General features: G+C 62.6%; 10 protein-coding genes. 5 read left to right on the top strand and 5 right to left on the bottom strand.

From position 1 onward, the window contains the following. Positions 1 to 23: 23 nt before the first annotated feature. Positions 24 to 1,031 (bottom strand): hypothetical protein, encoded by a 1,008-nt coding sequence (locus ACFQ9V_RS08585; protein ID WP_382458749.1) that lies wholly within the window; start codon positions 1,029 to 1,031, stop codon positions 24 to 26. A gap of 117 nt (positions 1,032 to 1,148) precedes the next feature. Then, positions 1,149 to 1,688 carry a DUF4352 domain-containing protein gene (locus tag ACFQ9V_RS08590; protein ID WP_382458750.1) on the bottom strand — a complete coding sequence of 180 codons (540 nt, stop codon included), beginning with the start codon at positions 1,686 to 1,688 and terminating at the stop codon, positions 1,149 to 1,151. A 172-nt stretch (positions 1,689 to 1,860) separates the two neighbouring features. Between ACFQ9V_RS08590 and ACFQ9V_RS08595 the strand changes: the two genes are divergently transcribed. The 3 genes from ACFQ9V_RS08595 (at position 1,861) to ACFQ9V_RS08605 (ending at position 5,033) form a co-directional block, all read left to right on the top strand. Continuing rightward, on the top strand, positions 1,861 to 3,120 hold the full coding sequence (locus tag ACFQ9V_RS08595) for a sensor histidine kinase (protein WP_382458751.1): 1,260 nt from the start codon (positions 1,861 to 1,863) through the stop codon (positions 3,118 to 3,120). 47 nt (positions 3,121 to 3,167) lie between these two features. Beyond that, on the top strand, positions 3,168 to 3,821 hold the full coding sequence (locus ACFQ9V_RS08600; RefSeq protein ID WP_382458752.1) for a response regulator: 654 nt from the start codon (positions 3,168 to 3,170) through the stop codon (positions 3,819 to 3,821). A gap of 66 nt (positions 3,822 to 3,887) precedes the next feature. After that, positions 3,888 to 5,033: a DUF4190 domain-containing protein gene (locus ACFQ9V_RS08605; RefSeq protein ID WP_382458753.1), complete on the top strand. Its 1,146-nt coding sequence runs from the start codon at positions 3,888 to 3,890 to the stop codon at positions 5,031 to 5,033. A 63-nt stretch (positions 5,034 to 5,096) separates the two neighbouring features. Here the strand turns inward: ACFQ9V_RS08605 and ACFQ9V_RS08610 are convergent, their stop codons facing one another. The 3 genes from ACFQ9V_RS08610 to ACFQ9V_RS08620 all read right to left on the bottom strand — a co-directional run bounded on the left by ACFQ9V_RS08610 (position 5,097) and on the right by ACFQ9V_RS08620 (position 9,490). After that, entirely contained in the window at positions 5,097 to 5,888 is a 792-nt protein-coding gene (locus ACFQ9V_RS08610; protein ID WP_382458754.1) for a DUF2510 domain-containing protein, read from the bottom strand. 639 nt (positions 5,889 to 6,527) lie between these two features. Then, the gene (locus tag ACFQ9V_RS08615; RefSeq protein ID WP_382458755.1) at positions 6,528 to 8,960 is read right to left on the bottom strand and encodes a hypothetical protein; all 2,433 of its coding nucleotides are present in this window, start codon (positions 8,958 to 8,960) and stop codon (positions 6,528 to 6,530) included. 65 nt (positions 8,961 to 9,025) lie between these two features. Then, positions 9,026 to 9,490: a DUF2971 domain-containing protein gene (locus ACFQ9V_RS08620; RefSeq protein ID WP_382458756.1), complete on the bottom strand. Its 465-nt coding sequence runs from the start codon at positions 9,488 to 9,490 to the stop codon at positions 9,026 to 9,028. 746 nt (positions 9,491 to 10,236) lie between these two features. Between ACFQ9V_RS08620 and ACFQ9V_RS08625 the strand changes: the two genes are divergently transcribed. Then, entirely contained in the window at positions 10,237 to 11,241 is a 1,005-nt protein-coding gene (locus ACFQ9V_RS08625) for a LacI family DNA-binding transcriptional regulator (RefSeq protein ID WP_382458757.1), read from the top strand. Between the two features lie 164 nt (positions 11,242 to 11,405). Further along, positions 11,406 to 12,620: an extracellular solute-binding protein gene (locus ACFQ9V_RS08630; protein ID WP_382458758.1), complete on the top strand. Its 1,215-nt coding sequence runs from the start codon at positions 11,406 to 11,408 to the stop codon at positions 12,618 to 12,620. Positions 12,621 to 12,651: the final 31 nt, after the last annotated feature.

Here is a 12,651-nt window from a genome sequence, read left to right on the forward strand (position 1 = left end):
CGGCGACGCAGGTGTCCCCGGGCCTAGTAGTTCACCCGTGACCAGGTAGCAGTCCACGAATCATCGTCGTGTATCTCGTAGTGATAGCCCACGATTGCCTGTGACCACAGGACGACGATCTTGCACAGATCGCTAAGCACAGCGGCGATCTCGTCGGGCGTCATTGGTTGGTCGGCCGGTTTGAGCCGGTTGAGGTTCAGAGCCCACGCATCCCAGACGTCCTCGACGTATTCGTTCCAGCCCGCGGGAAGTTGTTCAGGTCTCGCCCCAGTGGTGACCTCGCCTCGAGCAGTCATCTCTGCGGCGAGGTAGGTCATTGCGCGAATGAGATCGTTGATCGCTGTTGAGCTCCGATATGTCGCGGCTTCGCCGTCGCTCAGGCGGAGAGTGTTCGATTCCGTCAATTGGCTTCGCATATGACCGAGAGCATCGCCGAGATTATCAACGTTCGAAGATGGAAGCGACGCGATGCGGTTAGTCATTGTTTCGATTCGGAAGTCATCGATGTGAGCTGCGAGGTGCTTGCGCCAAGCGCGCTCGGTCTTGGTCCCGGTGGTGCGATCTTGAAATGCTTCCGAATCTTCGCGCCGTTGGTGAAGGATTGCGTGGCCTGATTCATGTATCGCGAGATGCGCTCCGATCGCGTGCATACAGCTGATCAGTTCATCGCTGGATGAGACTTCGAACGGGGGCATCAGCGACCATGCGCCGATGATGATGTCGTACGTCCCGTCTTCTGAGTTGATGGTGCGCGCGCCCACCTGGCCGGCGCCCCTTTCGAGCGTGTAGCTATTGGCTGCATCGCGTTGTTCGATCGCATTCACGCTCGCTACCACGTCGCCGCTTATCGTCAGTCGCCACGTATCGGGATCGGGCAAATGCAAGCGAATCCCGTCGACCAATGTGTTGGCTAGGCCCGTCTGGCTAAGGATGTTTAGAAGGGCAGTCGCGAATTCGTCGTCGAGCTGGTCGAAATGTTGAAGGTCGAGTCGGTATTCGGCTGCCGTCTCAGGCGGGTTCTGATCCGTCATGCGCCCAGGCTACTGACGCTGTAAGGCGTTCTCTGAAGCGCCGCACGCTCAACCAACGATCCTTGAGGTGTGTAAGGGCGGCGAACGGTTCGGGTTCCGTCCGCCGCCCGGTTGGTATCAGCCGAGGTTGATGGTCTCGCCTTTGCTGAACATGTCGCCGGAGACCTGGATGCTGACGGCTTTGGTTCCGGTGGGGACGTCGAAGAAGATCGGCCCGGTGATGGAGTTGCCAGGGTTGATCGCGGCAACCCACGCGGATTGGTTCGGGCTCGCGTAGAGGGTGGCTGTCGGGTCGGCGTCGTAGGTCTTCCCGGTCGCGTCGACGACTTTCACGTAGTTGGAGACGAAGGTGGCAGACGCGTTGCCGACGTTCTTGATGCTGAGGTCTACTTCCACGAACGTGCCCTGCGCGGTCTGGGTGAGCGGGGAGGTGCCGACGGTGGTGCCGGCGTCTTTCGACCCGGTGGCGGTGTATTCGAAGGAGCCTGCCTTAACCGGGGTGTTCAGACTGGCAGTGGTCGGAGCTGCGGGGGCTGAAGCGGCCGCGGGCGACGAGGAGCCCGCTCCGGAGGTGGCTCCGCTTCCGGAGCATCCGGTGAGGGCGAGGCCGGCTGCGATAGCGGCGGCTGCGGTGATGAGTGCGGTGCGACGGAACATGATTGTGCCTCCTGGTGAGTTCTCGGGGCCGACGTTCGACCTCCACCAGGACACCTCAGTGGCCCAGCGCGGGAACACGTCGGAACGGTCTGCGGTCGGTGTACGAAAGGACGGTTCGCGTCCCTCCGAAAGGCGGTCGAGCAGCCGCTGTGGTCGCCTCTACGATCAGGGCATGACGTCTCCACCGCCGCCGGGTAGCTGGCCAGCCGCTGTCGCCCCGTCACCGTCGCGCGTCCGGCGCGGGTGGGCACTGACGGGTTCGATCACTCTGGCGGTGCTCGGCTGTCTGATGTCGCTTTCGGCGGCGGGCATGTTCAGCGGGGAGGGTTCGACGTTCCCGGGCCCAGTGCAACTGATGGCATCGACCGGGCTGGTTGTAATGCTGGCAGCATCGGTGATGCTGGTCTGGCGGCACCGTTACCCGGTCGTGGTGGCGTCGCTGGCGATCGCCGGGACCATCATCTTCCCGACGTCGGCGTTTACCGTGCTGGTCGCCGCTGCAGCGATCACCGCTGCGACCACTCGGTGGCGGCGGTGGTTGTTCGTCACCGGAGTGTACGTCGCCGTCGTCGTCGCGCTCTGCTGGGATGTCGCCTCCCACACGTCATTGCTGGCGAACTTTGCGAACGAACCTGCGGAAGGGACGCCGGCCCGGTTGGCGTTGTTCTGGGCGGTCCCGTTCGTCGCCGCCGTCGAGGTGGCAATGTTCGCCGGCTATGGTTTCCTTCGGCAGTTGCGCCGGGAACGGGACGCTGCCCGGCTCGGAAATGCGACCGCGAGGCGGAACGTCGCCGTCCTTCACCAGGAGGTCGAGCGGGAACACGATCGGCAGGAGCTCGCCCGGGAACTCCACGACACGCTCGCCGCCCGTCTCAGCGCGCTGTCGTTGCACGCTGGGGCGCTGGAACTCACTGTGGACGGCACCGACGAACGGGCGACCACGGCGGCCCGCGCTGTGCGGGAGACCGCTCAGTCGTCGCTCGACGAGCTCCGAAATGTCGTCCACACCCTCCGGAACCCCGCTGCGCCTGGTGCCAGCACCGGCCTGAACGAGCTTGCCGGTCTCATTGACGAGACCGTCCGAGACGGTGTCGACGTTCGAGCGCAGGTGCTTGTCACCGACCCGACCTCCTGTGACCCGCAGGTTGCCCACGCCTGCTACCGGATCGTGCAGGAGTCCATCTCGAACGTTCGCCGGCACGCCCCGGGCTATGCGATCCGCGTCGGAGTGCGTGGTGGACCCGACACGGGCCTGACTGTCACTGCGACGAACTGGATCGCTCACGGGGTTACGCCGTCGTCCATCGGCGGTGGTCACGGGCTCACTGGTATGAGCGAACGGGTCGCACTCGTCGGCGGTTCCTTCCAGGCCGGCGCGACGCCGGATGGGACGTTCACACTGATCGCCTGGCTGCCGTGGCGGCCGCAGTGACCCCTCTGGCCGAATAGCAGCCCGCGTCCGCCGATAGACTCGCGGACGTGACCGACCGCCGCATCACCGTCCTCATCGTCGACGATGACACGATGGCCGCGAACGGGCTCACCGCTCTCCTCGGCGCGGCGCCTGACCTGGAAGTCATCGGCCGGTGCAGCGATGGCGACGAAGTCGCGGTCGCCGTTGCAATGCATCGCCCTGATGTGATCCTCTGCGACGTGAGGATGCCGCGGATGGATGGGGTCGCCGTTGTCCGCGCGTTCCGCGGGACCGGCCCGGTCTTCCTGATGATGACAGCGTTCGATGAGGACGGTCGTGTCCTCGACGCGGTCGCCGCCGGCGCTGCCGGATTCATGCTCAAAGACGAGGATCCGCATCGGATACTCGACGCTGTGCGGCAGGTCGCGGCCGGTGACGCAGCGTTCTCACCGCGAGCGGCGAAACAGCTCGCGTCGTGGGTGCGTTCCTCCCGTGCCGCCGACGCAAAGCGGGACGCAACGGCGAAGATGGCCTTGCTCACCGACCGGGAACGAGAGTTCGCCCTCGCTGTCATGGACGGCGCTTCCGACGCGGACCTTGCACAACGGTTCTTCGTCGCCGAGACGACGGTGAAATCGACACTGTCTGGCATCCGGACGAAGTGGGGGGTGCGGACGCGAACAGAGCTCGCGGTGGTCGTCGCCCGATCCGGTGCGTGACAGAACGATCGTCCCACCCCTTCTGGGGGCTGAAAAGAAGCTGAGAGTTCGCCATGCTCGATTACTGTGAGTGATCCAACACAGCAGAACCAGAACCTGAATACTCCGCAGCAGCCGTCCGCAGCGGTCCCGCCGCCGCCCGCTCCCAACGTCCCTCCGGCGGGCAGTGTGCCTCCCCCGCCCGCTCCGACCGTCCCCACGGCTGCGAGTGTTCCGCCGCCGCCCGCGACCGGCGCCGCAGCGACGGGAGCTGTCCCGCCTCCGCCGGCTGGGGTGTTCGCGCCAGCAGGAACGCTGCCGCCGCCTCCGTCGCCGGCGAAAAGCGGTCGCGGTTTCGCCGTCGCCGCTCTCGTCCTCGGCCTCGTCGGTGTGATCTTCGCGTTCACCCCAGCGGCCGGATTCGGACTCGTCTGTGGAATCCTCGCCCTCATCTTCGGCATCATCGCCCTCCGTCGGAAGCCCGCTAAGGCAGGCGTCCCGATAACGGGCACCCTCCTCGGCGCCGTCGCCATCGTCATCGGCCTCATCTTCGCGATGGTCTACGGCGGCGGGAAAGCGCCGACCACCGCGTCCACCGACATCCCGGCTGCCTCGAGCACCGCCGCCGCCGACAACTCGTCACCGAAGCCGACGCAGACGAAAGCGCCGGTAAACCCGAACGCCGCGTACGACACTAAGTTCGGCACATTCGCGCCGGTGGACCAGTCCGGCGCCGGTGACTCCGTCATCGCGATCCCAGCGGGCGCCGAAGCCGGTGTGGTCACCGCCACCCACCAGGGCTCCGCGAACTTCGCCGTCAACGTCCTCGACGCCTCCAACCAGCCGACCGGCGACCTGCTCGTGAACACCATCGGCAACTACTCCGGGGTCACCGCTTTCGGTCTCAACAACATCGGCGGAGCCGGCACCAACCTCCAGATCAAAGCCGATGGGGCGTGGACCATCAAGATCACCCCGATCAGCTCCGCCCCCGCATTGACGCTCCCCGGTGGCGCAACCGGCGACCAGGTCTACAAGTACGACGGCGCGGCCGGAAACTGGGCGTTCAACAACCAGGGACAGGGCAACTTCGCCGTCGTCCAGTACGGCGGGGCGATTCCCAACCTCGCCGTCAACGAGATCGGCGCGTACACCGGCACGGTGCCGATGTTCGCCGGGCCGACCGTGGTCGTCGTCAAGTCCGACGGCACCTGGACGGTCGCCGCAGGCTGACCTTCACCGCAACGGCAACGGGGCGTCTCCGATTCGGGGACGCCCCGTTTATCGCTTGGTGGCTCAGATTCGGGAGAGAATCTCCTGCTTCTTAGAGGCGAACTCGTCGTCGGTGAGGATGCCGGCATCGCGGAGCTGAGCCAGCTGATGCAGCTGTGCGACGTGGTCAGGGGTGGTAGTGACTGCCGGCGGCTCTGTTACGGCATTCGAGACCTGAACGCTCACCGGAGTGGCCGCTCGGGTCTGCATCAGATTGAGGATCGCCTGACGGAACGCAGCTGCGTCGTCACGATTGACACGAAAGCCGACGGTTCCGCCAGCCGTCTGCACCTCGACCAGGTGGTACAGCATCCCGTCTTTGCGGTTGCTCACGGAGGTGACCTGATTGATCGGCAGCATCTCGTACGCGTCCTTGCCCCCCTTCACCCCCGTGGCGAGCAATGAAAGGCCGCCGGTGAGCACGCCGGCGGTGATCTTCCCGCCGGAAACTCCGCGGCCCCGTTCCCACTCGATCCGGTCTGGCCAAAGTTTCACCTTGGCGTTCTTGCCATCAATGTGGGAGACGATCTCATATAGCGGGACGTCATCTCCGGCGACGACAGCCGTCACCTCAGCGTCGTCGCGGACGGTGACGGCAGTGCTCGCCCCGTAACCGATGTTCGACCGGGCTTCCGCGGCTACCGAGGCAGCGGAAGCCTTCACCTTCGCAAACATGCTCTGTTTCGCCTGTGGCCCGTCAGACGCCGCAACCACCGGAGCCTGCGTCTGGTCAGCGAAGTGGTCAGTCCATTGACCGCCATCCCACCACCGGAGCCGTCCGGAGCCGTCGTCGTACCAACCAGCAAGTGTGCTCATAAGATCCCCTCGTATTAGCTGAGACAACGTTAGTGCCTTGTAGGTGCATGACCCGGGCCCCAAAACAAGGCAGGCGCGCAAGCCGTGCGGGCGTTTGGAAGAGTCACTCTCCCCTCAAGGCGGAATGTACCGGGTGCGCCATATAGTTCGACGCGTGTCCAAGCTCCCCGAGCAATCCGTCCTCATATTTATTCGACCGCTGAGGTCTCGCTTGAGCGAGTCGCTGCCTTTCATGCCGTGTCGCCGGAGACACGACTGTCCGCAGCGAGCTACGCCGTCGAATAGCTGACGACCCGACGGCGATCCAGTTGACTATTGCCGGCCTCGCGATTGCGTTTTTCGGGCTCTTGGTCGTGCCGGCGAAACCCATTCGCCTTGGCGAGGGGCCTTGGATGGAAATGGCCGCCACATCCATACTTTTGGGTGTTGTAAGTGCTTTGGTAGTGCTTCCGATCTTGTTCGTCGCAGTTCGACGCCACGAGCGCAAGGTGCGCGCCGTGGTCTGGCTGGCAGCGTTCGAGGATCCGCAGTATTCAGACAGTCCGGCGGCCACAACAGTCCGTGTGGATAGGAGATGGAAGCGGAGTCGAAGAGCGCGTAATTCGCCGACGTAACCTGCGTCAGGAGCTGGTGCCTAGTTCAGGCAGATAGATGGGAGGGTTCACAAGACTCGGGGCCAAGACCAGCGATGAATTGGACTTCGATTCGCGGAAACGAATGACGCGCGATTTTGTTCGCGATCGCTTCGGAGTCGCCAGTCCATTCTGAAGCAGTCGTGGCGAATACGACCTTGTCGGCGCGAAGGAGTTCAGCGGCACGAAACCTCTTCATGATCAAACGGTGACGTGACTTGCCAGTTTCGAGTGAGCCATTCGTCTTGGCTTCAAGGACAACGACTTGGTCGTCTATGTGGGCGATCAAATCGATCTCGAAGTTCAACGATGTGTCACTTAAGCTTCGAAACTCAACTTCGCCTGTGTCTGCATAACGGCGGGCGCCTGCGCTAAGACGGTGCGCCGCCAACAGGGGTACGTCTCCATTGTCGGCTAATAGGCTTGCCAGCGCGGGATGCAGGTCGTAGAACCATCGCGGCTCCGCGGTGATCGACTTCCATCGAGCCGCCGCGAATTCATTCAGTGCTCCACAGGTTTTGCATTCGAACTGTTGTCGAATGTCATCGAGTGAGATGAAGTTGAAAAGAGCACACTCTTCGCAGTTCAGCGCCAGACCCTGTCTCAACAGGCGAGCTTTGAGGAGTTCGTCGATCCACGTTCGCCGGAGGTCGGGTTGGACGTCGGGCGTGAGGCGTTCTAGCGCCTCGTAGGCAAGAATGCGTTGGCGAGCGTTTACCAACATCCCGTCGTCCTCGGGGAAGACCTCAGCGCTAGAGCTGCCTTTTCGCATCGGTAGGAACTCGCGCAGAAACGGATGCATTGGGCTTGCGACAAGGTCTACGAGACGCTTCCGGGATCCCAGGCGGTTGGCCACCAGGTTTGCGAACCGGCCAGGTCGCGAAAGCCTCGCGTCCACACCTGAGCTTTCCGCCATCGCCTGCACCCACGAATACATTCCCAGCTGCCGAATGCGTGGACTCGCGAGCCGCGAAGCGAGAACCTGGTTTGCCGAAACAACACCCAGGCTCGCTGCTAGAAAGCTGACGCCAGCGCGGCTGCTGCGAATCACGGTGGTGGCATTCTCGTCGCCGTCGTCCACGACCCATCGACTGGGTAACCCCCGCCCCGTCGGTGTGATCTGACCTTCAACGGTCACATCAACGATCCACTGCGGCGATCCAAATGAGTTGAGAGGCATCTTGTCCGGATGTACCTCTGGTAAAAGCGATGACACCGGGGTTTGTACGTGAAGTGTCCCATCGTCGTCTTCGCTGATCGGCAAGGCCAACGGTTCGCCTAGGTGGTCGGACATGGCGAGGGTTCGCAGTCCGCTCATGCGCATGCGAGGTCTGCGAATGATGATGTCACCGACGACGTCCGAATCCGCGTCCGATAAGTCTTGGACGTGAATGCTATTGCTGAACACGCGCATCTGCGTCTTGACGTCAGACAGGTGGTCGTCGTCGAGGGATGTGGACCAAAGGGGCACCGCGGAGAAGGGGGAAATGATTTCCCATGTCTGTTGCAGCGAATACTGGAGGTCGGGACTTCGCACAATGTGCTTTTGCACAATGTCTTCAGTGAGCCAGAGCGCGTATCCGAGCATCCGATCGAGGGCCACGGCAAGCGCAAAATCATCGGCGGTGTCACCGACGATCACGGCAGCTTGATCTCCCTGAATTCCGGCCCACATCACGTTCAAGTTCGGAGATGCTGTACCGAACCATGTGTTGTGGTTCCTTGCAGGTGTCGACAACGTCATTGACGAGAACCAGAGCAATTCCTCCGGGGCATCTCCGGCAGCTTGCGAAATTACCCACTTGAGCAGCGTCGATTCGACCGGTTGGTCACGCTGGTCGGAGGTCTCAGGCGTGCCTGTTCGGGCAAGTGCCATCAGATTGATATCGCCAGGCCAGTTGGCTGACGCCACAAGCGCGGCATATGGGCGGTCATAACCCGGGGGAGGTGCAGGAAGGAACGGTTGGGGAGAGAGGGGGGTGCTCGACGAGATATGTCTTGGTGGGCCTGCTGGGACTTTTCGCGCATACCCAAGCGGTGTACATGCTGCCACGAGATCAGCGGAGGCGGCCCTCGCCCAATCATCGCGCACAGGAGACGCCTCAAGCATCTGGTGATACTCGTCGTCGGATAGTCCGACTTGCGGTGGTAATTGCAAACGATCTGGGGCGAGGGCGCGCCAGGCTGGTACGCCTTCCTGCAGGATGGCGATGTAGTCGGGGTCGTAAGCGATGGCTGCCATGAGCAAGTCGGGGTGTATCTTGCCCTCGCTGCTCACGGGGATGTAGATATAGCCGCCGCCTCCCCAGTGGGCGCTGGCCGCTTTGATGGCTAGCCGCATCCAGCCACGCCAATCCCCGAAACCAGGCACGAGAACTACTACGCGCGGGCAACGTAATGCGGTAGTGGCGGTTCGATACCTCAGTTGCTCAGTTGTCACGAGGTGACGCTACCGCTCCATTTGTCCCAACGAGCGAAACGAGCTCCGTAAGTAGCAGTTGGCGCTCAGAAAATGGGGGCGTCGTCGAGTGATGAGTGTTCGAAGGTGCACTCCTTGAGGTACCGACCCGCTAGGCGTTGGACCAGATTCGACTGCCATTCGGGAGTGCCAGGAGCGACGTATATTGCCTCGACAAGCATTGTCAGTTCGACGCTTACGGAGTGAGTGGCCGGTGGCTCGCCATCATCGAACTCGCCGAAGCCAAGTTGTCGTGATCCTTCGAAGCTCACGGCATTGAAGCCGTGTGGGTCAATGAGCATTAAGCGAGCTTCCTTTTCGTGCTCGAAGCTCTTTCGCTTGTGCATGTATGGGGTGATCCAATTGTCGTCCGGGAATGGGTCACTCGCGTAGTTCACGTACTTCACTAGACCGCCGAAGATCTCGTGCGGGTCGCTCAAGGAGGAGGTAAGGCGGTCCCACGTCGACCTGACGGCGACGCCGCGACCGTCTCGTTGATAGATGTCCCACATAGCTGCCGATTCAACCGGCGAAACGTGCCAGCAATTCAGAAAGGTGGTCGCTTGCATCAAGTTGCGGGTCATCTTCGCTGTGACATGTGCGTCCGTCGCCGGATCCTGAAACGCCTCTCGAGGGCGAGGAAGCGCCCCTCCCACGAGTCCGTCATCCTGTTGGCAGCGACAAAAGTTAGTGCGCTGTCTTCGAGCAAGGAAAGGAATCGGTATAGGTCCATGTAGCGCCACACGACGTCGTCCGGCCTTGGCTGATCGATAGCGCTTGAATGGTCCTGGTACATGCGTCTCCTATCAATGGGGCGAGCTCTTAGGCGGCTCTTCTATCGACGCGTGAGCTGATGCGGGTCTTCGCCGCTTGACGTCATGGCCAACTATCGACCTGACAGTTGCCGGTGGTTAGCGGATCGAGCGGCGCGACTCCGGCCGGCGGAGCGTCCACGGTTGGATCGACCGCAGAACGCCGCATGAAATGCCCGCGTGCTTCGGCTGCCCACTGGTCCAAACATGGATGGAACTTCAACGAGGCGAATCGGGCAATGAAAGGGAGTGGAGTTCGTCGTGGCCCACCCCTACGGACTGCGCCCAACTGGCTACTGTTGGGCGCAGTCCAAGGCATGATCATGTGCAGTTCCTCGCCGAAAGGCGATCACGGATCCAAATCATCAAATCGGTTTGACGAACTTTCCTTGGCTCTGCTAAACTCGCCACGTCAAACCGATTTGACGAGTATTGGGAGCACTTCAATGGTGACGATTGGCGATGTGGCCGAGTATGCGGGAGTCTCTCGCAGCACGGTGTCGCACGCCCTTTCGGGAAAGCGCCCGATCTCGCGAGAGACCCGCGAGCGGATCAACGATGCCATTCGGGTGCTCAACTACACCGCGAATGCCGGAGCAAAGGCGCTCGCCACATCGAGAACGTCCACTATGGGACTGATCGTGCCATACGCGCCAGACGAATTCGCCCCCGCCCGGCTGCAGTACACCGGCGCAGTGTCGGAGGCGGCTCGCGCGCTTGACTACGACGTGCTGATGGTCACCGATGTTGACGGGAGCACCGGCATTAAGCGGGTCACCGAGAGCAGCCGCGTCGACGGAGTCGTACTCCTCAACGTGAAGCGATACGACGAACGTATCGACGCCGTCCGGACTGCGCGGCAGCCGGGAGTGCTGATCGGGGTCGCGGAGAACAACGACGTGCTGGACAGTGTCGACTTGGACTTTGGCGAAGCCGGCCGCATGATGGTGCGGCACCTCGCCGGCCTGGGTCACCGGGATGTGGTGTTCATTACCTTCCCCGAGACCATGTTCCAGCAGGACCTCGGCTACGTGTGGCGTTTGCGCGACGCGGTGATCGATGAGGCTGCAGCCCTTGGGGTGTCACTCGCCATCGTCCATGACTCAGCCGACCCGAAGGAGCGCGCGCACGCACTCGCCGACGCGCTCGATGCATCGCCGGCGGCCAGTGCGCTTCTCGTGCACAGCGTCGGTGCCCTTGTGGATCTCCCGATGGTTCTGAGCCAGCGCGGCGTCTCCGTCCCTGCGGATCTATCGGTGGTCAGCCTTTTCGGCGATGAGTTCGGTGCGATGCTGTCGTTGCCCTACACCGCCATTGAGCCGTCACCCGATCTGGTCGCCACGCACGCAGTGCGGCTGCTCGTTGACCGGATCGAGGATCCTAATCGCGCGGTCGTCACGGAGCTGGTGGCGCCGGTCATGGTCGATCGGGGGAGCACCCGTGCGATCTGACCTTCACAGGGCTCTTTTTTTGGCCGCTTCATCAAACCGGTTTGACGCATGGGGACCGCTCCCAGAGCGCCACAAAGAGGTAATACCCCGGACTCATCACACGAGGCGTAGGTAGCACCACAGCGAATACCCGAAATCATTGCATTGGCAAAGGAGCTCATCACATGAATAAGAGAGGCGTCATCCTCGCGGTGACGGCAGTCGTTGGTGTCACAGCGGTCCTCGCCGGCTGCTCGTCGAACGCACCCGCGACCACATCTGGCGGCCAGAAGCTGACCGTCGAGGACTACTACGCGGGTCCGCAGGCTGCGAATTACGACAAGATCTACAAGGACTGCGCGGCCAAGGACGGCAACACCGTCACCGCGACCCACGTCCCCAATGGCGGTCTGATCGCCAAGGTGCTCCAGCAGATCTCTTCGAAGACCCTGCCAGACGCCCTCATGCTCGACAACCCGGACGTGCAGCAGATCGCGGACTCTGGTGCGCTGACCCCGCTCAAGAACTACGGGATCACGGCCGGCGGCGTTACGCAGGGCGTCGTCGACGCCGGCACCTACAAAGGCGACCTGTACGGACTCGCTCCCGGGGTGAACTCGCTGGCCCTGTTCTACAACAAGGACCTGTTCACCGCAGCCGGCTTGAAGCCGCCGACCACGTGGGACGAGCTGAAGGCCGACGCCAAGACCCTGACCACCCCCGACCACTACGGGTTCGCGTTCAGCGGCGTGAACAACTACGAGGGCACGTGGCAGTTCATGCCGTGGATGTGGAGCAACGGCGGTGACGAGAAGAAGCTGAACTCGCCGGAGAACGCGCAGGCCCTCCAGTTCCTCCACGATCTGGTCGCTGACGGGTCCGCGTCGCAGAGCGTGGTCAACTGGTCGCAGGGAGACGTCAACAACCAGTTCCTCGCCGGCAAAGCGGCGATGATGGAGAACGGCCCGTGGCAGATCCCGGCGCTGAAGCAGTCGAAGATCAACTGGGGCTACGTCCCGATCCCGCCGCAGGCCGACGGCAAGAAGTCGCAGACTCCACTTGGAGGCGAGACCTTCACCGTCCCGAACACGGGCAACAAGGACAAGCAGGCCGCGGCCGGCAAGTTCGTCGCCTGCCTGAACACCCCGGCGGTCGAGGCGACCATCGCTGAGCAGAACAACTACATCCCATCGAACGTCGAGGCGGCCAAGAAGTTCGGTGAGACCAACGCCGACCTGTCCGGCTTCGTCCAGATCGTCGCCGACGCCCGCTCTCGCACGGCCGAGCTGGGCGTGAAGTGGCCGGATGTGGGTACGCAAATCTACACCGCCGAGCAGTTGGTGCTGACCGGCAAGGCGACGCCGGAGGCGGCGCTGGCGCAGGTTACTGCAGGCAAGTAGCGCGACATCGAGACACTGGCGTGGCGTCCCG

It is taken from the genome of Leifsonia sp. NPDC056665, assembly GCF_042791795.1.
Lineage (GTDB): Bacteria > Actinomycetota > Actinomycetes > Actinomycetales > Microbacteriaceae > Leifsonia.